This is a genomic window from Hyphobacterium sp. (genome assembly GCF_965217055.1).
In the GTDB taxonomy this organism is placed as follows: domain Bacteria; phylum Pseudomonadota; class Alphaproteobacteria; order Caulobacterales; family Maricaulaceae; genus Hyphobacterium.
Window position 1 is genome coordinate 1,224,725 of sequence record NZ_OZ244227.1, and the last position, 25,734, is coordinate 1,250,458.

The window sequence follows — 25,734 nt, forward strand, 5'->3', positions numbered from 1 at the left end:
GCGAACCGACTCCTCTTGCCAGCCTGGCGGGGCTAGGCTTTCAATTAAACAAGACCGTAAATGGCGTAACCGGGGGTGGATGAGGGGATGACGGCAGAGGTCGCCTTGCTGAACAAGCAGGCCGTGGCGCTGGCGGCGGATTCCAAGGCCACGTTCGGCTCCGGCATGAGCATCAAGACCTATGACAGTGTCGACAAGCTGTTCGAATTGTCGCGCAGCCATCCGGTCGGGGTGATGATCTACGGCAATGCCGAGTTCATGCGGGTGCCGTGGGAAGTCATCATCAAGGAATTCCGCGAGAAGCATGGCGACGAAGCACATGCAACCGTCGAGGGCTGGGGCGAGGCCTTCTTCGCCTTTGCAGGGCAGTTCGAGAACTTTTCGCTGCGCGACAGCGAACTCGCCGTTTTCACCAAGACAGCGTCCTTTCTGCGGGCCATCGAGGCGAGCGCGCTGGTCAACCGTTCGCTGGAACCGCTGATCAGCGATGTCGAGGCGCGCACCGTGCATCCGGCGCTCGGCGATCTCACCGAGAACGAGTTTCTGAAGAGCTTTCCGGACCTCCTGGAGCGCTATGATTCACTGCTGCATTCGCGCATTGGCGACCGGATGAATTCCGATATCCGCCAGCAATTGCCTCGGCTATTACACCGGCTGGCGGTGGCTGACATCGAGACCGTGGCACGTTCGGGGATCGTGATCGCCGGTTTCGGCGACAGCGAGACCTTCCCGGCGCTGATCAATCTGGAGACCGACGGGGTTATCGCCGGCCGGCTGGCAGTGTCTCCGCGATCGGACAGCCAGATCACGGTTGATCATCCCGCCGATGTGCTGCCGTTCGCGGTCCGCAATGTGATGATCTCCATGGTGCACGGCGTGGATCCATCCTTCCTGGATTATTCGCTGACCGTGTTTCGCGACCTGATCCGCGCCAATGGCGACCGGCTGATCAACCAGTTCGCCAAGAGCGAGCAGGAGCGCTCGAAGCTGGCAGCGGAAAACTCCGTCATGTCGGACGGCTTCATCCGCGTCTTCCTGGATTATCTGCGCGACTACATCCAGGACATGCATCTGGGGCCTTTCGCCTCGACCCTGCAGGGCATGCCGCCCGACGAGATGGCGTGGCTGGCCGAGTCGCTCGTACACCTGACATCTGTTAAGATGCGCATGTCGCTGGGGCCGGAAGGCGTTGGCGGGCCGGTCGATACGGCCGTGATTACCAAGCGCGAAGGGTTCAAATGGGTCAAGCGGAAGGCGCCGATCGAGGCGCTGACCGGGCCCGGCAAAGGGGGAAGTGAATGAGACGCTATCGTCATCGCAAGCGGAATGCGGAGGCCGTGCCGAAGCCCGCCAGCCCCACAGCGCATGATGCGTTGCACGACGACGCGCCACCGGCGCTGTTCGACGGGGATGTCGCCTCGCAGCGCCTGTTCAACCGGGCAGCGCTCGATCAGATGGGCGATTATTCAGCTGTCATCCTGGCCTCGGATTCCTTGCGCCCGGCCTGGTCCGAACCGGGCGATCTGGTGCATGTGCGGCGGGGTGCCGAAGATGCACGCAACATTGTCGACAAAGTCTCCGGCAAGAAACGCTGACAGGTCAATTGACACGGACGCGCGAGCTTCGTAAATCCCGCGCCCTGTTACCTGCCCAGGTGGCGGAATTGGTAGACGCGCCAGCTTCAGGTGCTGGTTTCCGAAAGGAAGTGGAAGTTCGAGTCTTCTCCTGGGCACCATTCCTTGGAACCTAAGTAACGGTTTTCCAAGATGAATTATTAAAGCTCTGAACTGCTCTCGGTACACAACTGGTACACGGGGGCAATATTGGCACTCAAAATTTCGTATCTCTGCACGCGTTCTGGCCGCCTCTATTTCCGGCGACGGATTCCAAATGAGCTTCATAGGCTCGCCGGGCAGCGAGAATGGAAAATATCGCTTGGCTTGAGAGTCGGCCAGGAGAAGGAAGCTACGAGCCGTATAATCGATCTTGTCGATCAAACGGATAAGATCCTCATCAAACTCGAGCAGGGTATCCCGGCGAAACTAGCGCCAAAGCGAGCTTCGACACACAGCGAAGGTGAGCTTTTGACGCTAAGTGAGGCATTCGATTGCTATGTTCGACAAAAGGACACCCAGCGCGTTGGGAAAGCAGAGCGGACTGCGTTTGACCAACTTGTCGCACACATCGGCGACCGCCCGTTGTCAGATATAGACCGAGCGGCTGTAAGAGATTGGATTCGCTCGCTTCGACACGAACGCGGACAAAGCGCCCAAACTGTACGTCGCCGCATTGGCTCGGCTAAAGCGATCTTCAACAACGCGATCGATATGTTCGATCTCCCCTTCCGAAATCCATTCGCCCGTCAGAAAGTTGGGGATCAGAACCCGCTGAAACGCTTGCCTTTCCATAAATCTCAACTCGATCTGATTGCTAGCTGGGTCCATCAAGCCAAAGACGACAGTCCGACTGCACTCATCATAAAGCTGTTGAAGGACACTGGATGTCGTCCGCTCGAGATCGGCGGGCTTACCGTCAATGACGTCGATCTACTTTCCAAAACACCGACGCTGGTCCTTCGACCAAACTCGCGACGACAGCTGAAGACAACATCGAGCGAACGCACGGTCCCCCTTTGTGGAGCTGCCGTAGACGCTGCGGCAACCGCTGCGTCCGCCTCCGATGACGGATGGTTGTTCCCAGCGTCTTGCAGCAAGACCGAATTGTTGTCTGCACGCCTGAACAAAGCGATTCGAGCGGCGGGGGTACCTAAGAGCCCGGCGCTTACTGCTTATTCATTTCGGCACACCTTCGTTGAAGCAATGCGGCGCGCGCGCGTTAGGCCAGAAATCCAACGCGTACTAATCGGGCATCAACGAGTGTCGATGACCGATCACTACGGTGCACACACGTATGATATTGAAGAACTAATGGAGGCTGTAAACGCAACGCTGCCAAGGTTGGGCGAGGTTTCAATTCAGCAATATGAAGATTGCAACGCTAAGACTGTGAGTGACTGAGCGAATTTATTGCACCCAATAGACCTATAGCAGCTACAGTTTGATTTCCGCATCAGGCTTTCCGGCTGCAAGCGCGTTCAAAAAGGCGAGGCATAGCTCGCAAGAGCGATAATCGCCGCCGTGCGCTGTCCTTTCTTCCCTCTCGAGGATTGGGAAAGTCGAGTAGATGTAGCGGACGATGTCGCGGTCGGTGATACCGTAGAGGTAGAAAAATACTGCATCGAGTTTTGCGCGCAGGACCAAGCGGCGGCTTTCATCCCAGGTGAATGGAGGCTTCACGATTCCAGCCTCATCCACATAGCTCATATCCCGCGCAAACGGCTCCATGTCACGAGCGGTATAGGTGAGCTCGAGAACGGCCTCCTGCACGACAGCGGCGGCGGTTTTGGTGCCAAAATGGAAATGCTCGAAACGTTCTGGCGGTATGACGGGTAGTTGTTCAAGGATGTACTTGTTCAGATGGCGGCTCTGAATTTTGTTGCGCGCGAAATAATCACAGGGAATCGAGTTTAGGTTCCCGAGCAGAATACTCGCATCCGGCGCGCCCAAACCATCAAGTAAAGGAAGCGTATTCCCAGCTGCGACGCGGGGTACCATTGCAGCAATCAACGACCGCTCATTGTTCGTGTTGCAAACATCGTTGAAGCCAATCGAGTAACCCCGGTCAATCCCACTAACTTCCTTGGAGTTCACCCACCATCGCGGCTCCGGTAAGAAGTCTGGTGACGATAGCTCTTCTTGCGACGAATAGAGGCTTCGTCCTTGTCCGCTCACTGACCCTACAGGTGTTGTGATTGACGCGTATCGGTGATTATAAATTTGAATGGTCTTGCCCTCATAAAGTGGCAGCCAAACGCCCTTTGCTGAATCGTATCTTCCGTGTTTAGCCGGCCAAGCGGCCTCCAATTCGATCAATTCTCTTTTCGTTCGAAACAGCCCGCTGTCATTAGTCATATGGAACATTGAATAATAGCGGGCGGCCCAATCGCATACATCACCTTCGTCGGTTTTTCTGACAAAAACTGGCGTTTGTGCGTATGCCGCCGCAACAATGCGGGCATCTGTAGGCGACCGGAAAATTGGAAACGTGCCTGTGTTTGGATTAATCGCCAACAGAGCTGCGGCATCGAGTATCGCGATATGGTTGTTTTCCTTGGTTGGAAGAGTATGTAATTTCACTGCGTATTGGATTTCGGGGAACCGTTTATTTGTATTCGAGGCTATAATAATCGTCGGTTGATCTTCTGAATGGACATCTTTGAACAACCAGCGCTTCTTATTTTCAAAAGATATGAAAGCTTTCAGCCTCTCGGTATTGGCTACATGAGAGATATATTTTGAACTCGTTTTGTCTGTGCCAATCCCAATTGGTACCAGTAACCCTATCAATCCGTCCCGCGCAGCTAGGGTGTGCGAGCGTTCGACGAAAAGAGAATAGAGGTTGATATCCCCCCCTGACAGCAGGGGGTAATCGCCAGATTTCCGTGCCATACGGGCACTGGCTTCGGCGCGCTCGGACGCCTTGGCATATTCTTGGGCTAAGGGGTCATCAGCTTTTATCAGGGCGCCGACCATCTTTTCTCGATCAGCCTTGCGCGCTGCCATCGCTATCTCGGGGCGGCGCTTTGCAAACCACTCGATCTGTTGAAGCTTCATGCGATCCCATGGCGGGTTGCCTATCACAGCGTGGAAGCCACCAGTCAGGCCATCCTCTTCCCAATCCGACCAGATGCCAGGGAAAGCCACTTGCCAGTTGAGGAAGCTTTCCTCTCCAATCAAAAGCTGAGCCTCAGAGAAAATTTCTGAGAACAGGTCAAATTTCTCGGCAGCGCTCATGCTGCCCTTCATCGTTTCATCTGAAGTCTTTGCCTTAGGCCGTTTAAGATCGCATTTGCCCAGTACGATGTCGAGCGGATCGCCAAACTCGCCATCGAAGAAGGCCTGCATCGCCAGCTTCTTTTCCTTCCCCTTAATATCGAGCCATTCGATCGCATGAATCAGCTTTAGCAGCGCATCGAGAGGCGCGGTCATATCCTCAACCTCGGCGAATACGTCTGCCGATCGGTGCGCCTCAGCAATCTCGGCGTCGGTCAGCCCTTCAACGATCTGCATCTTGGACGCTGCCCGTAGGGCGCGCTTCATCGGTTCGTGCAGCAAGAGCGGCGTGCCGTAAGTTGCTGCCTTGTCGATGCCCTGCTTTACCCAGGAACCGAAGAGGCTATCGCCACAGCGAAGATGGTGATCAAGGAAAGACAGCGGCGCGCCCACGGTGAAGGTGTGCAGCCACAGCGCCACTTTGGCGAGCTCTACCGCCATCGGGTTCTTGTCCACACCATAGATGCAGCGCTTGAGCACCATGCGGCGGATGATGTGCCGGTCGTCTAGCTGTTCCTCGTCGATCGTCCAATCCCGTTCGTCGGCATTGGAAAGGATAGTGTTGCGGATCGTGTCGATCCTTTCGCCAAGCGGCGAGATATAATCACCCCATTCCTCAGGCGCATCGAGCTCGGCCTCGGCCATGGCGGCGATCACCTGGTCGGCCATGAAGTCAACGAGGCTCACAAGGAAATGGCCGGACCCCATGGCTGGGTCGCAGACTTTCAGGTCAAGAAGCGCGGTTGCGGGATCGAGGCGCTTAAGCTGCCCGATCTTGCGATGATCCGGCAAATCCCCCTGCCCCAGCTCTGTGATCTTTTCCCTGAAGGTGCGTTTGCGCTCTTCGACAAGTGGCTCAAGGGTCTCTGTGAGGATGAGCTGAACCAAATCGTCAGGCGTATAATAGCTGCCCGATCCCTTGCGCGCGAAGATGTTGGGCTGGACGGTGATGTCATCGCCGTCGCGCGTCACCTCGTATTCGAGAAGCCGCTCATAGATCGAACCGAGCTGCTGCACTGAAAGGTTGCGGTAGTTGATGTATTTGCGACCCTCAGGCGTCACTTCGAAGGACAGCGCGTCGATCACGCGCGCCATGACCGCATCGGGGATGCGGATATTGATCAGGATCGCATGACGCTCCTGGTCGAAAAGCCCGCCATTGTAGGGCGGCAAGCCGATAGAAGCGTCTCCCTGATCGATCGCAATGAAGAGATCGGCCATTGCGCCCCAATAGCGCGCGGCGGTCTCCGAGAAGACGTCGTTCTTGTCTTTGCGCTCTTGGACATCGAGGCGCACCTTGTTGCGCAGCCCGTAATCGTCATAGCGGGGATCCTTTACCGGTAAGAGGTCGCGGTCTTCGGCGTAGAGGATGAACAAAAGGCGGTAGAGCAGGATCAGCGCGGCTTCGCGCACCTCCTGAAGATCGGCCTCGGGGGCGGCCTTGACGATGGCGCGCACCAGGTCGGGGAACACCTCCCCAAACACCTTGTTCGAGAGGTCTTCAGCAACGCGCTCTTCGTAGAACTTCCCTTCTTCAAAGGCTCTTTCATGGAAGGTGCGCGGATCAGCGCCCACAGGCACGAATGCCTCGCGCCGGAACACAAGGTAGAAGATCTTCAGCCAGTGTCGGCAATCGGCCTCATTGAGCGCGAAAAGCCCGTCATTATGCACTGGCAGGTCCAGGATTGCGGCGATGTCGAGCTCGAAGAACTGCTCGGATACCGATCGCGCACCTGAGAAATACAGTCGCCACTTCGAGCCGTTGGTCAGGATACCCCAACGCAGCGCACCATTGGTGATATCGTCGATGCGGCGCAAGTAGCGAAGCATCTGGGTTGACGGAGCAGTTTCTTCCCCGCGCCGCCCGGAGCGGCGATCAAGAGGACGTGCCCATCTTTTGGATTCGACCACGGCGCGACCAAACTCGTAGCGCTTCCACTCTTCGGGAAAGCCGTTCGCCTTGGTCTTCGTCTCGGCGCTCTCAAAGAGCAAACCATCGGGCACATCTTCGCGGCCGCGCGGCGATAGGTTCTGCTGGCGAAGGGATTGTGTCCAGCCGAGCGCTTGGAGGATTGGCCAAATTAGATCATCTTCGGTTTGGCTCTCATTGGGGGAATGATTTAAAGGAAAAGCGTCAGTGATTTTATAAAGAGCGGCAGCGAATCGTTCGACCTCATCATCCTCGGTGTCTTTCCAGTCTTGGGATTGTTGGATGCTCTCGGTCAGAAAGTCAGAGGTAAAAAGGCTGCCTTGGTGTGTCATGCTACCGGTCAACAATCTGTCTCCCCAGACTCTTGGATTAGAGAAGGTTGAGTCCCCAATCCTAACAAGTGTTCAAGCCATTCCGTCGAGCAGGCCCTAGTTCGGCACCTCGTTCAAGGATGATGGTACGATTGCACTCTCTGCTTTGGTCGGAAAAGTTGGCATGCTTGACATGAGACGACGTTCTTTGACGAAACCATTGATTCCATTCACCAGCGCCGCTCATTCCGCTGCGTTTTTTTGTTGGACACAGCGACGTTCACCGTAAACAGAGGCATCGTTCACCCTGAATGAAATCGAAATACAGTTTCGTTAAGGGTGAACGAGACTTTATTTTCTTTGAAAATAGCTTTGGCTCATTAAGTACGGCTCCGTAAACGCAAACGGAGCAGTAAATGCCGAAAGACACTTCCCCCGATCAGTGCATTGCGCTGGAATATCTTGAGAGGCTGTATGGTCGAGCCGCTAGCGACGGTTTCATTTCGACTTGGACCCGACAATCCAATCAGATTGAATGGTTTTCCATCGGCGATCTCAACAGACTTTGTGATTTCATGCTTCACGAAGCAAGCCGGTCGGATATCTATCATTCTTGGTGCATCCAAAAAAACCCTCTGGGGCCAAGCAGACGCGGCGGGAGCGATACAGTAGTCGAGTCTCCAGGCGTCTTCTTCGATGCTGATTTGAAATCCGACGTTCATTCGAAGACAGCGCTGCCAGAATCGTACGGACACGTAATCGACTGGCTTCAAACAGAAGAAATCCCGCGCCCTTCTCAGATCCGGCATTCAGGAAATGGGCTTTATCTTGACTGGCTTCATCCGGAGCCCGTTTTTCTCGAGTCAGAACCGGCACGGGCCGAGTACGCAAGGCAGGTCCGCGCTTTTCATGTCGCCCTGCGAAAGAACGCGCGACGAAGCCGTGGCTGGGACTTTGATTCAACCCCCGACCTCGCAAGGGTCACGCGAATGCCAGGAACGTTCAATCACAAGACTGAACCCGCAAAGCCAGTGGAGCTTATCCATGACTAAAGCCTATTCAATCTCGGAACTAGAAAACGCCGCGAAACTGATCGAGCCAACGGTCCAGACTCAAGTATCAGATATCGCGAGCCCCAGCTATGAAGTCAGCTCATGGCAAGGGGGCAAGAACGCTTCTTTCAATGCCATCAAGGCGGGCTGCGGATGGCTCAAAGAAGCCTCGGCGTCAGATAGGCTTGCCTATGATGAGTGGCTTGCATTGCTCAGAGTGGCTGCCGTTTGCAAAAATGGTGAACAGATAGCCCACGACATCTCCAAGCAAGACATCCGCTATGACTTCGGAGAGACGGCGGAAAAGCTTCGTGAGGCATCAGAAAACATGCGTCCGCCGACATGCGCATTCATTAAGGACGAGCTTGGCGCGGCAGCCTGCGAAAACTGCCCAGCGCGTATCCGGATTCAATCACCGATGAGTTTCGGGAAAAGCGAAATCGAGGAAGCGAAATTGCAGTCGGAATTTGTTGTCGATGTTCAAACGAGACGCTTCTTCTCGCTGAAAACCGGCGTTAGCTACTTCAGCGCTGCTTTTGATGCGCGGTTCAATGATCTCACAAAAAGCGGAGCGGCATCGAGCCTGTTGAATAGCCGGGCCACCGGAAAAGTCGAGCGTGAAGAATGGCGCCCGGGCAACACTGAAAAGCTGATCAAGCTAGGACATGGTTGGGCGATCAATTCATGGATTGACGATGGCATAACCTCAAGTGAAGGGAACTGTGACATCATTCTGGAACACATCGAGAGGATTATTCCGAACGCGAATGATGCGAGCGCCTTTCTCGATATGCTGGCTTTTCACGTGCAATCCCCCGCCGCGAAGATACGCCATTGCTGGTTGTTCCAGGGGCCCCAGGGGTCAGGAAAAGGTTCGCTGGCAGAGATCGTCAAGCGTATCTGCGGTCCAACGAATAGCGTGGAGATCGGACCCAGCGACCTTGGCACTCGGTGGACTGCCAACTGGGGAAACAAACGCTTGGCAATCCTAGATGAGCTGATGAGCGGAGACCGTCTTCAAAACTACAACGACATGAAGCGGTGGATTACCGAAGAATTCGTGACGGTTGAAGAAAAGAACCAGCCTCGATACGACGCTAAGACACCTCGTATTTGGATGGCCTTTTCAAATTTTGCGGATCCTATCCCGATTCCTACAGATGACCGGCGTTTTGTCGTAGTTCGTTCGGAATTCAGCCGTCCTCCAGCCGACTACTTTGATCGCTTCTGGTCAGAAGGAATTGAGCAATGCTCTGCGTTTCTTGGGTTCTTGATGGATCGTGACGTAGGGAATTTCGATCCCAATGCGCCTGCCCGGATGACAGCAGCGAAAGAAGCGCTCATCCAGGAATCTCGACCGCCAATCGAACGCGTTCTCGAAGAACTTATCGAGGAACGGGCGTATCCATTCGACCGTGACTTGGTCCGGCTTGAGGAGATGGAGTTGGCAGTCAGAAACCGATGCGGCAGAACAACCGATCGCGCATTTCGGAATGCCCTAAAGCAGCTGAAAGTAGAAAAATTGCGGCAGGTGGAGCTTTCATCCGGTAGTCGCCCACGCTTTTGGATAATTCGTAATCGCGAGCATTGGTTGGTCGCGTCTGCGGAAGACGTTCGCGCACACGTCGAGAAGCCAACGCTGTAGTTCGGCAAAAGTGGCGGTAGCGTGACTAACGCCTATCAACTCTCAACTCACTCAACCCTTTGTAACTCAATATTATATTGTACAATCAATTCTCAATTTGAGTAACAGGGGTTGAGTGAGTTGAGTGCTGAGTCGGCGATCGATTTTGCTACCGCACAGTGCCGACTGGCTGAAATGAAACTGGTTCCGTGGGATGCGCTTTCGAGTGCCGAATTATCGCAACTGCTTGGTATTTCCATACAGGTGCTCGCGAACTGGCGCATTCGCAATAAAGGCCCCGCCCCAGCACCATCGAAACACTATCGTGGAAATCGAACCTTTTACCCAGTCTTCAGTATCGAAGCGTGGCTGGAGGGCAAAGAGCCATGGCAGGTTGTCGCCACATGGCTCGAGCAAAGGTTTCACTTTTCCAGTTCGCTCGATACTGAAGATCGAACATGGCGGCATGCACGGAAGATCCGTTCTTACAACGCTTGGCCAATCCGAAATCGGCCAAGGCATCCGTTACCACTGCCTCCTCGGTGAAATTGTAGGTAATTCTGATAATAGCCTCGGCACCTGTTTCAGCTGAGTGCGCCCGCATCCCCAAAATTTGCGTAACTTTATGGTGACACCCAAGCGTTTGTAATATCGACGTTTTGTTGATACGTACATTAATAAGCGACTTAGCGGGGACTAAATTGGCATGGGCATTTATAGTAGCGGGTATCATAGCCCTGATCTTGTTTGTTATTTGGGCCAACAAGCAAAACGCCAAAGACGCTGAAGCGCGTAAGGCAAAATTTCATGAGTTAGGCGCCGCACTCACTGAACAATTAGAATCGTCTTCAGAATTCAATTGCACGAACGCGACGAAATTCATCGGTGTATTCCAGCGCAAAAATGGGCGGACCGGCTGGGAGGCTTCAGCAATCGCTGTAGACGGGAAACGGGTAGCGGTCGCAAAACGAAACAGTCTGCGAGTAATCGAAGCTGCCAAGCTGATGTCGGTTGAGCTGGTTGTGGATGGAGAAACGGTTTCGAAAATGAATCGAGCAGACCAGCTAGTCGGTGCCGTTGCTGGAGCGGCTATCGCTGGCGGTTCCGGCGCCATCATCGGTGGATTGAGCGCAAATCGAACCACAAGCAGAGACGTAACCTCCGCGCATATCAAGCTCTTGATTGATGACAACGAAAGCGTTGTCAGAGTGCCTGTAATTTTTGAACCAAAAGGCCACCTTCCCGAGAAGCAAATAAAAGCGCGTCTAAGAAAAGCGCAGGATGTGCTCGATGCGATAAATGCGAGAATTCTGCTGCCGAGAAACAATGCCGTTCCTACTTGACGGGGCTGGTACACAAATTGGTACACTTATCGAACAAATCGAGAGTTTGAGAGGCGAGAACCACGCGCCCTGTTACCTGCCCAGGTGGCGGAATTGGTAGACGCGCCAGCTTCAGGTGCTGGTTTCCGAAAGGAAGTGGAAGTTCGAGTCTTCTCCTGGGCACCATTCTCCCGATTTACCAGATCCGATATCGTCCAACGCAACGGCGAAATTCGTTGATTTATCAGCGAATACGGCGAGGCGCTGTCCGAGGTCGTCCGCCGCTGTCTTGTTGCATCCAGTAAATTTGTTGGTATTTTTGTTGGTACTTTCGAAAATCGAACCACGCCAACAATTCTTCGCCACGTGCCGCTCACCGACATCACAATCCGGTCATTCAAGCCCGCTGATAAACCGTACAAGCGCAGCGACGGGGGTGGGCTCTATCTGTTCGTATCCCCGAGCGGCGGGAAGCTCTGGCGGCTGGCGTATCGGTTCGACGGCAAACAGAAGACGCTCGCCCTTGGCGCCTATCCGGCAGTATCATTGGCACTGTCCCGCCAAAGACGGGATGAAGCGAAAACGCTGCTCGCCGCTGGGGTCGACCCGTCTGTCCACGCAAAAGCTGAAAAACTGGCGCGCCGCGCAAGCCGGGAAAACACGTTCGGCGCTATTGCCAAGGACTACATTACCAAGGTTGAGAAGGAAGGCCGTGCCGACGCCACGATGAAGAAAATCCGCTGGATGGTGGATCTGGCGAACAAGGACCTCGGCGCGGTCCCAATCGCTGACATTTCCGCGTCGGATGTTCTGGTGCCGCTCCGAAAACTGGAATCAGAGGGCAAGCTGGAGACCGCCCGACGGCTTCGCTCGGTTATCGGCCAAGTAGTGCGATTTGCGATCGCGTCAGCGAAGGCAACCCACGATCCGACCCAGGCCATCAAAGGCGCACTGACCACGCCGACAGTTACTCACCGCGCAGCCGCGACCGACCGGAAAAAGGCGGCTTCTCTATTTCGTGCGATCTGGCTGTACGAAGGGTCCTTTGCGACCCGGTCAGCCCTCCAGCTAATGGCTTTGCTCTACCCGCGCCCAGGCGAGCTACGAAGCGCTCACTGGTCAGAGTTCGACCTGGATGCCAAGACCTGGATCATCCCGGCGGAACGGGCAAAGATGCGGCGCGAGCATCGCAAACCACTTTCTGATGCCGCGGTGGACATTCTGGTTGAGCTTAAGAGGCTCAATGGATCCGGCGAGCTTGTCTTCCCGTCATCCAGCCGCTTTCATCGCCCAATGAGCGAGAACACGATGAATATGGCCCTCCGGCGGCTTGGGTTTGGTAAAGGCGAAGCCACCGCGCACGGTTTTCGTGCCACAGCGTCCAGCCTGCTGAACGAAAGCGGAAAGTGGCACCCCGATGCGGTGGAGGCGGAGTTAGGTCATGTCGGATCAGATGAGGTCCGCCGGGCCTACCACAGGGCTGCGTATTGGGATGAACGGTCGAAGATGACCGATTGGTGGGCGAACGAAATCCATCACCTTCGTACTGCAAAACAGGACGCTCCTGATTGCGACGAGGAGAATGCGGATTGAAACGCCCGATCCATCAGAAGACGGCGGAACAGCGAAAAATTGACCGCCAGTGGGACCTGTTCGGTGAAAAACACCCCGAGTATTGTGTCGCGGGTTTCCAGAAATATCGTCCTGAAGGCCTGTTTTTGGCGGCCGAGGGCGAAAGCACGGATGAGAACCGGGAAGCCGAGGCCCGAGCCTACCATGATGAAATTGTTGCGCTTGATGATGTGCAACTGGAGACCCGCTGGACCGAGCTACAAGGCTTGAAAGCTGCGCAACGCGAAGCGGCACATCCGCTCAATTCCCGCATCGCCACCGACGCCGTCTACGACCATTTTGCGAAGGCCGCATATTGGACCCTCGACGAAGGGGTCGCGCTTTTGCTGGAGCGAGACCCCAAGGGACTGAACTCTGAAGCCGTGAAAAAACATCGCCCACCTCCGACCATCGGGCATCGATTCACGGAATTGCGGGACCTGGCCCGGCGCGCCGCGAAAATGCAGCAACTAGCCTACGAGAACCTCCCGGGATTCTTCCTCGCGTGGGCAAAGCGCAACCGCTTGCCGATCCCGGACGAACTTGCCAGCGCTATCGAGGGCCACGGAATACAGGTGGCGGACTGGAAGTCGATTGCCGATCAACGTGCCGAGCTGATCGCGGCGCTGGAAGCGAAAATCGAGCGATTGGAAGCGAGCTCGCCCAGCCAGCCAAGCCAGGCCACCGATGATGGTTTGGGTGCGCGCGAACGATCCACGCTTCTCAAAATCGTGCTTGGGATGGCGATCGCGAATTACAAGCATGACCCGTACGCGACGCGAACAACGACCGCCAGTGCAATGCTTCAAGACTTCGACACGCTGGGGATTGCCGTCAGCGACGACACGATCCGGAAGTATCTGCGGGAAGCCGCCGAATACGCACCGCCACCCGAAACCGAATAAGCCGCACCAAACCGAATTCGGTTTAGCCGAAACCGAACTCGGCCTAAGTGGCTGAAAGTCTTTCTAAAACGACCTCACATTCAAACGAACGAGGTCATCTCATGGAAGACATCAACGGACTGCCTGCGACCGGCTATCTTCGCCTTCGCGATATTCTTGGCCCCAAAGGCCCGATCCCCGTCAGCAAATCGACGTGGTGGGCTGGCGTTAAGGATGGCCGCTTTCCGCAGCCCATCAAGCTCGGCTCCCGCATCACCGTCTGGCGCGTGGAAGACATCCGCGCGCTGATCGACCACGGGCCGAACTAAATGGCCCGCAAGATCAACTGGCGTTCGGTGAAAAAACACCGGAGCTACACCGTCGATGAAGCCGCTCGCGCCCTCGGTCTGGCCAAGGGCACCGTGCGGCGCTGGATGAAAGGCGGGTTGACCGCTCTGACGGATCGCAAACCGGCTTTAATCCTGGGCGAAGACCTAATCGACTTCCTGCGGAGCCGCGCGAAACCGAAACAGCGATGCCGCGTCGATGAGTGTTTTTGCTTCCGCTGTCGCCGGCCGCGAGCGCCCTCTTTCGGCGAGGTTGAATTCAAGCCCTCCGAGGGCGGTGGGGGCATGATCACGGCTCTCTGCGAGGCGTGCACCACGACCATGTTCAAGCGCATCTCGCAGAACGACTTGGCTGCTCTGAGGGAGATTGTGACCGTTCGCGACACCGAAGCTGACGGACACATATCCGAGGACCGGCATCCCAGTCTAAATGATCACCTCCCCAGGAAAGTCGCTACCCATGCGTAAACATCATCCCGAGAACGAACGCGTAAAACGCCAATACCTGATCTACCTGGCAGAGGCGAAACGCATGGCCGAAAGCAGTATCGACCAAGTCGCAGCCGCCCTCGCACTGTTCGAAGATTCGACCGGCTATAAAGCTTTTTCATCCTTCCACATCGAGCAGGCGCGCCGTTTCAAACGTGGCCTTCATCAGGCGGCAAATGCCAAAACTGGCAAACCTCTTGCCAAGGCAACAATCACATCACGGCTGATGGCCCTGAAAGCATTCTTTCAATGGCTAGCCGGTCAGCCCGGATACCGCTCCAAGATCACTTACGCGGATTGCGACTACTTCAACCCATCGGCTCATGACGCGCGAATTGCATCGGCAAAGCGCGAACGCCCGGCGCCGGAGCTCTCACAGATCCGGCACGTGCTCGAATCCATGGCTGACATCACACCGATCGAGAAACGCAATCGTGCCTTGATCGCCTTCGCAATTCTTACCGGCGCGCGGGATGATGCTATCGCGTCACTATCGCTGCGTGATGTGGACGTCAAAGGCCGCAAGGTTATTCAGGATGCCCGCACTGTTCGCACGAAAAACCGCAAGACATTCACCTCATGGTTTTTTCCGGTAGGCGAGGACATCGAGCAGATCGTCGTAGAGTGGATCGAATATTTGAAGACCGACCAATTGTTCAGTCTCGACGCGCCGCTCTTCCCAGCGACCGAGGTCGGGCAAGATGCGAACAAGCGCTTCGCGCCGATCGGCCTCGACAGCAAAGGCTGGGCAAACGCGGATCCGATCCGGCGCATTTTCAAAGAGGCATTCGAAGCCGCGGGGCTTCCGTACTTCAACCCGCATTCCTTCCGGAAAACGCTGGCTCGTTACGGCGAACAGATCTGCTCCTCGCCCGAAGACTTCAAGGCGTGGAGCCAGAATCTAGGCCATGAACAGGTGCTGACGACCTTCACGAGTTACGGGAGCGTGTCGGGCCATCGTCAAGCCGAAATCTTGAACCGCCTCAGCTGCGGGTCAAGCTCCGGCGCACCCGGAACGCCGGACCGGGCTACGATCGACAGGGTGCTCGACCACCTCAGAAACGGATCATGATGGGTCGGCATCCGTGTAACGAATCACAAGTCAGCGCGATCGAACAGACCAACCTGATTGCGCGCTGATCCTGTCGCTGAAATCGTCGGAGACGGCGCTGCCCTAGCTCGTCTGAAAATGATCCCAAACGGTCCACAGACCGATCATGATAAATCCGGCACCGGCGATAAGCTTGAGCGGTAGCATCTGCAAATAACGCTCTGCCAGAACCCCGGCCCCGACGGCCAGGGCGGTGCTTGCAACAAGCGCGGCCGCTGCGGCGAGAAACACAAGAGCGGGTGCGGTCTTGTTGTCCGATGCAAACAGCACAGTCGCAAGCTGCGTCTTGTCGCCCAGCTCTGCGATGAAAACGCTACCAAAAATGAGCGCAAACGATTTGAGATCCACCAGATAACTCCTTCGAAAAATTTGCCCTGACTAGCGTGAATCGACACCGAGAACCGATCTGGACGCGCCGGGTGCTGCTATCAGTATCTCCGCACAGCGTCGGCATATCGCTCGAACGTCTCTCCAAAGGTTCGTTTCATATGTGGTTCTTCGACCCAGGTGATGAACACATGGATGATCACCAAGAACGAGGTCGCCGACAGAAGAGCGAAAGTTGATCCGGCGGCCACCGCACTGCCGACGAACATGGCTCCATAACCCACATACTGAGGATTGCGGGTGCGTTGATAGATCCCGTGTTGGATCAGCTCATCTTCGAGGAGACCATAAACGCGCTCCTGCGAACCATAGGCATAGCGGCCGAGAAAGATGACGAACGCGCCGCCCAGAAAGAGTGCGCCGCCCAGTGCAAGCGAGATCAGATTCGGTTCGAACAAGCTGCCACGGTCGAGCCATGCGAGCGCGATTGTTGCGAGGAAATGCCCATGCATGATGACCCCCGAGAAGACCGCCGTTGGTCGAGACCATTTCCCGAGGCGTCGAAAATCTGCACGGGCTTGCAGCGTGAACGGAACGGCGAGCACGGCGTTGATGAGGACATACCCCACGACGATTGTCAGTAGAGGTGACATTTAGGCGTCTCCGGCTTCAGCGATGGGGTGATTGTGGCTACGCAGCTCAGCGAGGGCCTGAGTGCAGATCAACCATGCAGAGCGAGTGAAGAGCGCGGCCAATGCGAAAGCCAGAACAAGATCGGGCCAAGCCGATCCGGTTAGGGCTACAAGCCCACCAGCGATCATCACACCGACATTGCCGACGGCGTCATTGCGAGAGCACAGCCAAACCGAGCGCACATTCGCATCACCATCCCTCCATCTGAGGAGGATGAGGACGCTAGCCGCGTTAGCAAGGAGCGCTGCGAAGCCAACAATGCCCATGGTTTCCGCGACGGGAGGCTCGCCGGACAGGGCCCGCATCAGCGTCATACCGAGCACCGAGACCGCGATCACGATTAGCAGGCCGCCTTTAAAGAGCGCGGCCCGAGCACGTAACGCCAGGCTCGAACCGATCACCAGCAGGCTGATGGTGTAGGTCATGGTGTCACCGGCGAAGTCGAGGGCGTCGGCCTTAAGAGCCTGTGAGCCGGAGGCGAACCCGGCTGTGATCTCGACGGCGAACATCACCAGATTGATGAGAATGACGGCCCATAGGGCGCGACGATACGCAACTGATGTGCCGTCGAATTTTTGGTCGCTTGAGCAACAACTCATTTTCTTGACTCCTACCTTTGACATGGAGTCTAATTTCTACAGTGACTGTAGAAGCAAGAAGAAAATGACAAAAGAATTCAGTATCGGCAAAGCGGCAAAAACCTCCGGCGTCAAAGTGACAACGATCCGCTATTACGAGAGCGTTGGTTTGATGCCAGAACCGAGGCGGATAGAAAGCGGCCGCCGGGTCTACGATCAAGCGTCAGTGGATCTGCTTGGATTTATCCGGCATGCCCGCGACCTTGGTTTTACCGTCGAGGCGATACGTGACTTGATCGACCTGCAGGAGAACCCTGGTACAGATTGCACAAGGGCTGACGAGCTGGCTCGTCATCATCTTGTCGAGACGCAAAAACGCATCGAGCAGCTACGCGTTCTTGAGCATGAGCTCAAACGTATGATCGAGGGATGTGCAGGCGGAAAGGTTGGCAGTTGCGAGATCGTCACCAGCCTGTTCGATCATTCGAAATGCTTGTCAGATCACAGCCCGGCACGGATAGGGAAAAAGTGATCAACGTATCCCCGGCACCTTAAACTTTGAGCCGCTTCCATCCGAGAAATAACAATGCCGCCCCTATGAAAATGAAGACGTCGGCCAGATTGAAGGTGGGCCAGCGCAACGCTTGCCATCCAAAATCAAGGTAGTCTGTAACAGCTCCGTCGCCGAGCCGATCGACAGCATTGGCCAACCCACCTGACGCAAACAAAATACCGGCGGCATTAACAAGTTTCGACTTTTGCTCCGCGGTCCAAATCAAAACTGCTACGACAAGAGCGACTGCTACACTCGAAAGAAGATAGGGCGCGATCCAATGATCGCTATCCAATATCCCAAAACTAACGCCCCTGTTGTGGCCGAGCGTTAGGTTGAACCCGGGCACCAGCGACACCGACGTGCCAACATCAACAAGCAGGCGTTCGATTTGGGGTTTCACGATCAAATCGAACGCGACTAAGAACACCCAAAAAACTAAGTACACTGAGCGTATCCGGCGAAGGCCAAACATCTTGCTCTGAATGTAGGCGTGTCGAATTGCTCGCATCTTCCGTTTTTCCCTCTAGTCGAGCGCAACGCAATTAAGTGGACCAAACTGCCCCGAGCGACTGTGCCGGGGGGACAAGACGCCCGGGGCTGCCGGCGGATCTGGTGGGTGCAAGAACAAAGGGTTGCCCCACCAGATCCTCACCTGCCTTCGGTTAGGTAGGCAGGTGTTCCGAAGCGCGCTTTTGTGGATGTGGCGCAAACCACTTGTAGACAGCTGGCAGCACCAACAAGGTCAGTACGGTCGAGGTGACCAGGCCGCCGATCACAACGGCGGCGAGTGGTCGCTGCACTTCCGAACCGATCCCCGATGCAAACAACAACGGCATCAGGCCAAGCCCGGTGGTTGTCGCGGTCATCAAGACGGGTTGAGCACGGCGCACCGCGGCCTCGACGCTGAAGGCATCAACATCCAGACGCTCTTTGGCAAACCGGTCGAGGAAAGAAACCAAGACCATACCGTTGCCGAGAGCGATGCCAAACAGTGCAATGAAGCCAACCGATGCCGGGACAGATAGGTTTTGCCCCGTCAGCCAAAGCGCCGCTATTCCTCCGACGAGGGCCAGTGGAATATTGGCAATGATGAGCAGTGCGCTCTTCAATCGACCAAAGCTGAATAGCAAAAGCAAAAACACGACACCCAGAGTGACCGGAATCACGATCGCAAACCGCGCGTTGGCTTGTTGTTGAAGCTCGAACTGGCCACCCCATTCAACAAAATACCCTGGCGGAAGTTCAATGTTTCCAGCAACGGCATTCTGGCCTTCCGCTACAAACGATCCAATATCGCGTTCACGGACATTGGTTTGGATGGTGATGTACCGTTGGCCATTTTCACGCGTGACCTGGCGAGGCCCTTCGATCCGCTCAACGGTCGCAACCTGGCTCAGTGGGATTATCTCATCCCCTGGGCCGTTCAGAACAATCCGGCTGATACGTTCGGCATTCAGTCGATCTTGCTCGCGATAGCGTACGATGATGTCAAACCGCCGAACCCCTTCGAAGACCTGACCCGCTTGCGAACCACCGATAGCGGTTCGGACCACAGAGAGAACATCTTCTACGTTCAAGCCATATCGACTTATCGCTTCTCGGTTCACCGTTATCCGGAGTTGCGGCGCCCCTGTTACCTGATCGGTTTGAACATCAGCCGACCCGGAAATCTCGCGAATGACGCCTGCAATTTGAGCTGCGTAATCCTCGAGGACAGCCATGTCCTCTCCAAACAGCTTAATTGCCAAATCAGCTTTCGTTCCGGTCAACAACTCGTCGGTTGCCGCAGCGATTGGCTGCGTGAAGTTGAACCGGGCACCAGGGAACGCTTCGAAGCTCTCACTCATCAGCGCTAGGAGCGCCTCTTGCGTCCTCGCGGTTTCCCACTGATCCCGCGGGGCGAGAGCTACGAACGCCTCTGCGCTGTTGACGGGGTCAGCATGCGCACCAACCTCTCCGCGTCCGATACGTGTTACAATGCGCTCAACTTCGGGGAAGTTGGAGAGCAATTGTTGTTCGAAACGGGTGACGGTTGACCGAGCTTCCGGCAGTGAAATCGACGGAGCCATTGTCAATCGAACGAGCAAATCGCCTTCATTCATTCGTGGCGTAAACTCAGAACCCAAACGCGGGAAAATCGCGCCGCCAACCATGAGCATTGCGATTGCAAGTACGAGCGCCGCCCACCGTTTATGAACGAAAAAACGCACAAGGGGCGCAAATCGCTTTTCGTAGAAGTCGGGCTCATCAGAACCTGACGGCTTGTTGCCGATCTTCAACCCGAGCATCGACGCCGCAGGTGCCAGTAGCACAGCGAAAACCAACGACCCTGCCATAGCGAAGACGACCGAAAACGCCAGTGGTCGGAACATTTTTCCTTCGACGCCCTCAAGCGTCAGGATCGGCACGAACACAACGACCACAATCAAGATTGCGAAAACGAGCGGTTGCAGCACTTCCGCACACGCGTTCGCGATAAGCGCACGCTTGTCCTCGCCCTCGGTTGACGCGTTTAATATGCGGTTCGCGTTTTCTACAATGACGACCGCGCCATCCACCATCATCCCAATGGCGATGGCGATACCGCCTAGGGACATGAGGTTTGCAGAAACGCCGAAAAACTGCATCGAGAGCAATGCGAAACCCACCGAAAATGGGATCGAAGCCACAACGATCAAGCTTGGGCGCCAGCCTCGAAGGAAGAGGAATAGGATCACAGCTACGAGTAGCGCACCCTGCCACAAAGCTGTGGTCATCGTGCGAACCGCAGCGCCAACCAACTCGGACTGATCATAATAGGGAACAGCCGTCACGCCGGGCGGGAGAGACGCATTGATCCGTTCCATCCGATCGTGAACGCGCGCGATCACTTCATTCGTGTTTGCGCCGAGCAGTTTCAGCACGAGGCCGGCAACGACTTCGCCTTCCCCGTCCATGGTGGCCATGCCTTGCCGCGGGGCGCCCCCAATCTCGATGTTCGCGATATCGCGAACACGAACTGGCACGCCGTCCTCGACCTTCACGATAATGTCGGAGAGGTCGTGAATTCCTTGGGCCAACCCAACTGCACGCACGGTGTATTGCTCGCTGTTCTCGATGAGAAACTGAGCGCCCGCATTTGCGTTATTGGCCTCAACAGCCGCGACAATGTCTTCAATCGCTAGCTGATAGCGAAGCAAAGCGTCTGGGCGAACATTGATTTGATATTGCTGCTCGAAACCACCGAGTGACAACACTTCCGTCACGCCGCGTACCGTTTGAAGGTCGAATTTGACCTGCCAGTCCTGCAACGTACGCAGCTGAACGCCGTCGAGGCTCTCGTCCGATGTTTGGAGGAAATAGAACAGAATTTGCCCGAGTCCAGTGGTGATGGGCCCCATTCCGGGATCACCAAATCCTTCGGGAATTTCTTCTCTGGCTTGTTGTAGGCGTTCACCAACGAGCTGCCTCGCCCAATAGATGTCAACGCCATCTTCGAAGTAGATGTTGACGACAGACAAACCAAAGTTTGACGTCGACCGCACCTCGCGAAGCCGAGGCAGCCCGTTCATGGACGTTTCCACAGGAAACGTGACATATCGCTCGACTTCTTCCGGAGCGAGACCTTCAGTTTCTGTGAACACCTGCACGAGCGTGGGTGTTACATCCGGAAACGCGTCTACAGGCATTGTCCGAAATGTGACGATTCCGCCGATGAGGACGAACGCAAATGCTAGAGCCGCAAGAAGGCGCCCTCCAGCAATGCGATGTAGCAAGCCCGCTAAACCTGCGGTTTGTTGTGAGGAGTTAGTGCGCGTGTCCATCGTCGAACTCCCCTTTTTGTAACTCTGCTTTCAACGAGAACGTCTCGGTAGTAGCGATCATCTCGCCCAAACTGACGCCTGACAGGATCTCTGCGAAGCGATCCGACCTCCGCCCTAAGCGCACTTCACGGACCTCAAAACCATCCGCGCTACGAACGAAAACAACTGTTTCGCCATCCACTGTCTGGAGCGCGGTAACTGGCACGCGTACCGTTGGTTGGGCGTCAGAAGCCGCCGCAAACACCGTCACAAACATCCCGGGCCGCAACCGGTCTCCTGGATTTTCAATGACAATTCGAGCACGACCAGTTCGCGTCCTCTCACCGATTTGAGGGCTCACGAAGTCGATGGTTGACTCTATTGGTGGACCACCGTCACCAGGGTCAATTGAAACCGGTGCACCTGAGCGAATCCGCCCAAGATCAGCGCCGTAGATTGCCGCATCGACCCACACTGAATCAGTATCCGCCACAATGAACGCAGGTGGCTGAGCACCTTCTTCCAACACCTCTCCAAGCACGGCGTGGCGCTCGATAATCGTGCCGGAAATCGGGGCTGCCAGCTCGTATCGGGTAAGCGATTCATCTGACGATGCCACCATTCGAGGTAGAGATGACACATCAACGCCCAATGCATCGAGTTGTTGGCCGGCACTGCGAACCTCAATTCGAGCCTCCTCAAGCGCCCGTCGGGCATCCAGGAAGTCCTGTTCCGCAGAGATCTGGCGTTCCCATAAACGCTCTTCACGTTCGAAAGAACTTTCAGCCAGATCCAATCTGGCGCGCGCTGAAAGGTAGGACGCCTTGGCGTCAGCGAGCGGGCGGCTGTTTAGAACTGCCAACACGTCGCCAGCCTCAACACGATCACCCTCAGCCACTGCGACACTACGCACAATGCCAGATACTCGAGGCGATACGTGAGCTAGGTGATTTTGGTCGAAGCCGACTTCTGCCGGCAACTCGATCACGCCATCCACGGCACCACGTGCCACCGGAGAAATGGCGATCCCAAGTTCATCGATTTGGTCCTGACTGAGATGAACTTCGGCACTTTCTCCATGCTCATCGCCGTGTTCGTCGTCTGCATGATCATCCCGAGCCTGCTCAGCGTGAGTCTCGGCGATCGAGCTGGATGGTGCTTCTTGATGTTCTTCTGCATCTTGGCCACAGGCAGAAACCGTCAGCAAGCTGACCGTCACCAGAAGAAGTTTGATTTTTAAGTTAGTCATTGTGCTCTTCCTCCGGGATTGCGTTGACCATTCGATTTAGTTGCGGGGCACCAGCAAGCGCATCGAGTTCGATGAGCGCGCTAGCCAATTCAGATTGCGCGGCGATCAGATCCACACGCACATCGAAGTACGACCGCTGGATATCTAGGAAATTGAGAACATCCAGAGCGCCTTCGCGGTAGGCTTCCTGCGCTGCAGACAATGCGTTTTCTGATGCGGGTAGGATGTTCTCAGACAGTTGCTCGTGCGTAGATCGAGCACGCTCAAAGCGACCGCTTGCAGAGGCAAACTGGGCCAACAGTGCACGACGCGTCGATTCCTCATCAAGCCTTGCAGCATTCTCACGCGACGCGGCCGCCCGCACACCACCTTGATTGCGATTCAGCACTGGAATCGGAACTTCAACCGTAGCAACGAACGCCGTCTCATCGGTACCGCCAAAGCGTCGTACGCCCGCACCAACTGTAAGGTCGGGAATAGCCGCAGCGCGTTCCTGTCGGATTTCCTGCGCGCGCGCTCGTGTGATTGCGTGCAACTTCTGGAGTTCAGGGTTCTCAGAGATCCAGACGTCGAGTTCAGCGTTTTCAAAACGCGACAAATCAAACGCATCCAAAGGCGAAACAAAATCCGCATCCAATCTTCCACCGGACCAGATCGCGGCGAGACGATCGTGTTGCTCCACCTGCGTGCTCGCAGCTTCATTGGCCGCGATCGTGGCGCGCCCTATGAGAACGGTGGCACGGCTACGCTCTATTGGCGACGCTCGCCCTGCTTCAACACGTGAATTGATGGCATCCGCCGAGTTATTGGCTAGTTCCAGCAACTCCAAACGGACTGCGAGCGTCTCCGACGCAGCATGCGCAGCAACATAGGCTTGAGCCGTATCTGCGAGAAGTCGCGTCCGCTGGAGGTCGCGGTCTGCACGAGCGGCTTGTGCCCAGGCATTAGCGGCATCACGCGCTCTGCTTCGATCACCGCCAAGCGGTACGGTTTGATTGATCGACAGTGTGGTGTCTGCGTCTCCGAGCCCTTCACGATCGCCGCCGAAATCTTCTACTTCGGCTACGAATGTTGGATTATCCCAGAGGCCAGCTTGCCGCGCCTCTGACTCTACTGCACGGATCTCTTCATCTGCCGCATTGGTGATTGGGTTGTTGTCCAAAGCTCGATTTAGCGCATCAGACAGAGTTAGATGACTCGCGGCTTGAGCATCTTGCGCCGCAGCCGTTTCCATACTCACCGTAGCTAGCATCAAAGCAGCCATGGTGGTTTTGCCCAGCCATCTCGGCCAGGTCACATTTTCTATTCTCATAAGTGTAATTTCCGATTGGTTGTTTCAGTTGAACTTGAGGTCAGGCTGAAACGTCAATCGGGGGCTGGAATGGCGGCTCTAACGCGCGCGAATAAACGCGATCGCTGGTGAGGTCATAGCGGTGACTGGTGGCGATCGGCACAACGACCGAAAGCAAGGGGCGCACGTCTACCAAATGGTGGCAGACACCACATCCATGAACGGCGTGCTTGCCGTACTCGGCATCGGTCGGACTATCTGCCTCAACCTCCAGAACGCTATCAATATGGTGATCGTGATCAGGCGACGCAGCCAGCACGGCCTCGCCGCCCAATGAGATGGTCATGGCAATCAAGAGTATGAACTGCAAGCTGATCCGCATGCCGAGTTCTTAGTTCAAACTCCCCTAAATTGAAAGCCCCGTCCTCCGGGCAGACCGCCCTAAGTTACTAAATAACATACCGAAAGCTGACCCCACTACCGCAACCAGATCTGCGCTTTGGGCTGGGAACCTTTCCGCATGCCAGTGGGTGTTCCAAAGTCCTATTCCGGTGGATCGGCGCGCACATTGCTGTCGATTGATGATTGAGCGGCTAGACGCTAACCAGAAGCACTCCATCGACCGAGCATTCGGTCTTGTCGAATTCCATGGGAGCGAGCCGCTGGATGGAACAAGAAAGCGGCACAAGATGTTGGCATAATTGTTGGCACTTTGATCGTCATGGAGATTATTGGTTATATTATTCAGAGTTATAAAGGGATTATTCGACGCCTCTCCTGGCACCATTCACCGCCGGTTCGATGAAATCGAAATTTTTGGTCCTTTGGACCAAAAATAGGCGTTGAATGCCCCGGAAGTGGCCTTCCCCTTCAATTTGAGGTCAATCCGCTATCGAGCGACCGGCCGTCCCGCGCAAAGGGGCTGAGGCCGAGCCATTCCTGGGCGGTGCTCGCCAGACTGCTTTCACCTTCCAGAAGCAATGTGCCCAGCAGCTGTGCCTTTCGGATTGTGGTCCGTCCCATCCAAACCGAAGTCATGGTCTCAACGTCTGAAGATATCAACAAGTCGATTTCATATCCCGGTTCTACAGAACACAGATCGACACCGTCGATCGGGTCGATGATCAACCACCACCGGCTTTCGGCCGGTGCCAGATCGGCATAGTTGAACTCGACCACTTTGCGGGATTCCGGCATGGGATCGAAACTTATATTTCTGCGCATGTCCCACATGAGCAAGGACACATCCAGATTCTGAAGCGCCAGATCAAACTCGATCCATTTCTGTCCCCAGAAACCGATCGACTCGACAATCGGACGCAATTCACGGCCGGACTCCGTGAGTTGATACTCGAAGATCCCTTTTTCCCGCGGCACAGCACGACGCGTCAGAATGCCGGCGGCTTCGAGTGACTTGAGGCGCTTCGACAAAAGGGCCGGCGACATTTTCGGCAGGCCGCGCCGCAATTCGTTGAAGCGGGTTGATCCCGCAACCAATTCGCGAAGCAGGACCATGGTCCAACGCGCGCACAGGATTTCCGCCGCCATCGAAACCGGGCAGAATTGCTTGTAGCTTGACGTGTCCATGCTCGCCCCCCTTGCAGATCATCCGGATGATCATGATCGGATCGCCCGGTCAGAACGCTAGTTCAGAATATGAACCGCAAGGTTCAATCCCGGAACTA

General features: G+C 55.6%; 22 protein-coding genes and 2 tRNA genes. 14 read left to right on the forward strand and 10 right to left on the reverse strand.

All coding sequences use genetic code 11. The features are described from left to right. Positions 1 to 87 precede the first annotated feature (87 nt). The 4 genes from ACOOFN_RS06115 (at position 88) to ACOOFN_RS06130 (ending at position 3,017) form a co-directional block, all read left to right on the forward strand. A complete protein-coding gene (locus tag ACOOFN_RS06115; protein ID WP_420434721.1) occupies positions 88 to 1,302 on the forward strand; it encodes a hypothetical protein in 1,215 nt (404 codons plus the stop codon). Next, positions 1,299 to 1,595: a hypothetical protein gene (locus ACOOFN_RS06120; RefSeq protein ID WP_420434723.1), complete on the forward strand. Its 297-nt coding sequence runs from the start codon at positions 1,299 to 1,301 to the stop codon at positions 1,593 to 1,595. The genes ACOOFN_RS06115 and ACOOFN_RS06120 overlap by 4 nt, the downstream gene beginning before the upstream one ends. A gap of 53 nt (positions 1,596 to 1,648) precedes the next feature. After that, a tRNA-Leu gene (locus tag ACOOFN_RS06125) sits at positions 1,649 to 1,735 on the forward strand. Positions 1,736 to 1,823: 88 nt separating this feature from the next. Further along, positions 1,824 to 3,017 (forward strand): tyrosine-type recombinase/integrase, encoded by a 1,194-nt coding sequence (locus ACOOFN_RS06130; protein WP_420434725.1) that lies wholly within the window; start codon positions 1,824 to 1,826, stop codon positions 3,015 to 3,017. Between the two features lie 33 nt (positions 3,018 to 3,050). Here the strand turns inward: ACOOFN_RS06130 and ACOOFN_RS06135 are convergent, their stop codons facing one another. Continuing rightward, positions 3,051 to 7,166 carry an Eco57I restriction-modification methylase domain-containing protein gene (locus tag ACOOFN_RS06135; protein ID WP_420434727.1) on the reverse strand — a complete coding sequence of 1,372 codons (4,116 nt, stop codon included), beginning with the start codon at positions 7,164 to 7,166 and terminating at the stop codon, positions 3,051 to 3,053. Between the two features lie 383 nt (positions 7,167 to 7,549). Between ACOOFN_RS06135 and ACOOFN_RS06140 the strand changes: the two genes are divergently transcribed. From ACOOFN_RS06140 to ACOOFN_RS06180, 9 genes are all read left to right on the forward strand, one after another. Continuing rightward, positions 7,550 to 8,185, forward strand: a complete 636-nt coding sequence (locus ACOOFN_RS06140) for a hypothetical protein (RefSeq protein ID WP_420434729.1) — start codon at positions 7,550 to 7,552, stop codon at positions 8,183 to 8,185. Then, on the forward strand, positions 8,178 to 9,830 hold the full coding sequence (locus ACOOFN_RS06145) for a primase-helicase family protein (protein ID WP_420434731.1): 1,653 nt from the start codon (positions 8,178 to 8,180) through the stop codon (positions 9,828 to 9,830). Before ACOOFN_RS06140 ends, ACOOFN_RS06145 begins: the two co-directional genes overlap by 8 nt. 722 nt (positions 9,831 to 10,552) lie before the next feature. Beyond that, entirely contained in the window at positions 10,553 to 11,152 is a 600-nt protein-coding gene (locus tag ACOOFN_RS06150; RefSeq protein ID WP_420434733.1) for a hypothetical protein, read from the forward strand. A 78-nt stretch (positions 11,153 to 11,230) separates the two neighbouring features. Beyond that, a tRNA-Leu gene (locus ACOOFN_RS06155) sits at positions 11,231 to 11,317 on the forward strand. Positions 11,318 to 11,497: 180 nt separating this feature from the next. Beyond that, on the forward strand, positions 11,498 to 12,724 hold the full coding sequence (locus ACOOFN_RS06160) for a tyrosine-type recombinase/integrase (RefSeq protein WP_420434735.1): 1,227 nt from the start codon (positions 11,498 to 11,500) through the stop codon (positions 12,722 to 12,724). Beyond that, positions 12,721 to 13,647, forward strand: coding sequence for a hypothetical protein (locus ACOOFN_RS06165; RefSeq protein ID WP_420434737.1), 927 nt, complete (start codon positions 12,721 to 12,723; stop codon positions 13,645 to 13,647). Before ACOOFN_RS06160 ends, ACOOFN_RS06165 begins: the two co-directional genes overlap by 4 nt. 101 nt (positions 13,648 to 13,748) lie before the next feature. Continuing rightward, a complete protein-coding gene (locus ACOOFN_RS06170) occupies positions 13,749 to 13,955 on the forward strand; it encodes a helix-turn-helix transcriptional regulator (protein ID WP_420434739.1) in 207 nt (68 codons plus the stop codon). Next, the gene (locus ACOOFN_RS06175; protein WP_420434741.1) at positions 13,956 to 14,441 is read left to right on the forward strand and encodes a helix-turn-helix domain-containing protein; all 486 of its coding nucleotides are present in this window, start codon (positions 13,956 to 13,958) and stop codon (positions 14,439 to 14,441) included. It begins immediately after the preceding gene. After that, complete coding sequence (locus ACOOFN_RS06180) at positions 14,434 to 15,534, forward strand: tyrosine-type recombinase/integrase (RefSeq protein WP_420434743.1); 1,101 nt, start codon at positions 14,434 to 14,436, stop codon at positions 15,532 to 15,534. Before ACOOFN_RS06175 ends, ACOOFN_RS06180 begins: the two co-directional genes overlap by 8 nt. A 102-nt stretch (positions 15,535 to 15,636) precedes the next feature. Here the strand turns inward: ACOOFN_RS06180 and ACOOFN_RS06185 are convergent, their stop codons facing one another. The 3 genes from ACOOFN_RS06185 to ACOOFN_RS06195 form a co-directional block, all read right to left on the reverse strand. Beyond that, entirely contained in the window at positions 15,637 to 15,921 is a 285-nt protein-coding gene (locus tag ACOOFN_RS06185; protein ID WP_420434745.1) for a TMEM165/GDT1 family protein, read from the reverse strand. 80 nt (positions 15,922 to 16,001) lie between these two features. Beyond that, positions 16,002 to 16,553: a PEMT/PEM2 family methyltransferase gene (locus ACOOFN_RS06190; RefSeq protein ID WP_420434747.1), complete on the reverse strand. Its 552-nt coding sequence runs from the start codon at positions 16,551 to 16,553 to the stop codon at positions 16,002 to 16,004. Then, positions 16,554 to 17,192, reverse strand: coding sequence for a cation transporter (locus tag ACOOFN_RS06195; protein ID WP_420434749.1), 639 nt, complete (start codon positions 17,190 to 17,192; stop codon positions 16,554 to 16,556). Positions 17,193 to 17,256: 64 nt separating this feature from the next. On the opposite strand from ACOOFN_RS06195, the gene ACOOFN_RS06200 reads away from it, so the two are divergent. Further along, the gene (locus ACOOFN_RS06200) at positions 17,257 to 17,703 is read left to right on the forward strand and encodes a MerR family transcriptional regulator (protein WP_420434751.1); all 447 of its coding nucleotides are present in this window, start codon (positions 17,257 to 17,259) and stop codon (positions 17,701 to 17,703) included. A gap of 19 nt (positions 17,704 to 17,722) precedes the next feature. Here the strand turns inward: ACOOFN_RS06200 and lspA are convergent, their stop codons facing one another. From lspA to ACOOFN_RS06230, 6 genes are all read right to left on the reverse strand, one after another. Further along, a complete protein-coding gene (gene lspA / locus ACOOFN_RS06205; protein WP_420434753.1) occupies positions 17,723 to 18,235 on the reverse strand; it encodes a signal peptidase II in 513 nt (170 codons plus the stop codon). Positions 18,236 to 18,389: 154 nt separating this feature from the next. Beyond that, positions 18,390 to 21,530: an efflux RND transporter permease subunit gene (locus tag ACOOFN_RS06210; protein WP_420434755.1), complete on the reverse strand. Its 3,141-nt coding sequence runs from the start codon at positions 21,528 to 21,530 to the stop codon at positions 18,390 to 18,392. Next, a complete protein-coding gene (locus ACOOFN_RS06215) occupies positions 21,514 to 22,758 on the reverse strand; it encodes an efflux RND transporter periplasmic adaptor subunit (protein WP_420434757.1) in 1,245 nt (414 codons plus the stop codon). The genes ACOOFN_RS06210 and ACOOFN_RS06215 overlap by 17 nt, the downstream gene beginning before the upstream one ends. After that, on the reverse strand, positions 22,751 to 24,022 hold the full coding sequence (locus tag ACOOFN_RS06220; protein ID WP_420434759.1) for a TolC family protein: 1,272 nt from the start codon (positions 24,020 to 24,022) through the stop codon (positions 22,751 to 22,753). The genes ACOOFN_RS06215 and ACOOFN_RS06220 overlap by 8 nt, the downstream gene beginning before the upstream one ends. An 88-nt stretch (positions 24,023 to 24,110) precedes the next feature. After that, the gene (locus tag ACOOFN_RS06225) at positions 24,111 to 24,431 is read right to left on the reverse strand and encodes a hypothetical protein (protein ID WP_420434761.1); all 321 of its coding nucleotides are present in this window, start codon (positions 24,429 to 24,431) and stop codon (positions 24,111 to 24,113) included. A 488-nt stretch (positions 24,432 to 24,919) separates the two neighbouring features. Beyond that, on the reverse strand, positions 24,920 to 25,636 hold the full coding sequence (locus ACOOFN_RS06230; protein ID WP_420434763.1) for a winged helix-turn-helix transcriptional regulator: 717 nt from the start codon (positions 25,634 to 25,636) through the stop codon (positions 24,920 to 24,922). Positions 25,637 to 25,734: the final 98 nt, after the last annotated feature.

Bases quoted from the DNA above. Each gene is read 5' to 3' on its own strand.
- ACOOFN_RS06115 (WP_420434721.1), top strand. From the start codon at position 88: ATGACGGCAGAGGTCGCCTTGCTGAACAAGCAGGCCGTGGCGCTGGCG.
- ACOOFN_RS06120 (WP_420434723.1), top strand. From the start codon at position 1,299: ATGAGACGCTATCGTCATCGCAAGCGGAATGCGGAGGCCGTGCCGAAG.
- ACOOFN_RS06140 (WP_420434729.1), top strand. From the start codon at position 7,550: ATGCCGAAAGACACTTCCCCCGATCAGTGCATTGCGCTGGAATATCTT.
- ACOOFN_RS06145 (WP_420434731.1), top strand. From the start codon at position 8,178: ATGACTAAAGCCTATTCAATCTCGGAACTAGAAAACGCCGCGAAACTG.
- ACOOFN_RS06170 (WP_420434739.1), top strand. From the start codon at position 13,749: ATGGAAGACATCAACGGACTGCCTGCGACCGGCTATCTTCGCCTTCGC.
- ACOOFN_RS06175 (WP_420434741.1), top strand. From the start codon at position 13,956: ATGGCCCGCAAGATCAACTGGCGTTCGGTGAAAAAACACCGGAGCTAC.
- ACOOFN_RS06180 (WP_420434743.1), top strand. From the start codon at position 14,434: ATGCGTAAACATCATCCCGAGAACGAACGCGTAAAACGCCAATACCTG.
- ACOOFN_RS06190 (WP_420434747.1), bottom strand. From the start codon at position 16,553: ATGTCACCTCTACTGACAATCGTCGTGGGGTATGTCCTCATCAACGCC.
- ACOOFN_RS06195 (WP_420434749.1), bottom strand. From the start codon at position 17,192: ATGAGTTGTTGCTCAAGCGACCAAAAATTCGACGGCACATCAGTTGCG.
- ACOOFN_RS06200 (WP_420434751.1), top strand. From the start codon at position 17,257: ATGACAAAAGAATTCAGTATCGGCAAAGCGGCAAAAACCTCCGGCGTC.
- lspA (WP_420434753.1), bottom strand. From the start codon at position 18,235: ATGCGAGCAATTCGACACGCCTACATTCAGAGCAAGATGTTTGGCCTT.
- ACOOFN_RS06210 (WP_420434755.1), bottom strand. From the start codon at position 21,530: ATGGACACGCGCACTAACTCCTCACAACAAACCGCAGGTTTAGCGGGC.
- ACOOFN_RS06215 (WP_420434757.1), bottom strand. From the start codon at position 22,758: ATGACTAACTTAAAAATCAAACTTCTTCTGGTGACGGTCAGCTTGCTG.
- ACOOFN_RS06220 (WP_420434759.1), bottom strand. From the start codon at position 24,022: ATGGCTGCTTTGATGCTAGCTACGGTGAGTATGGAAACGGCTGCGGCG.
- ACOOFN_RS06225 (WP_420434761.1), bottom strand. From the start codon at position 24,431: ATGCGGATCAGCTTGCAGTTCATACTCTTGATTGCCATGACCATCTCA.
- ACOOFN_RS06230 (WP_420434763.1), bottom strand. From the start codon at position 25,636: ATGGACACGTCAAGCTACAAGCAATTCTGCCCGGTTTCGATGGCGGCG.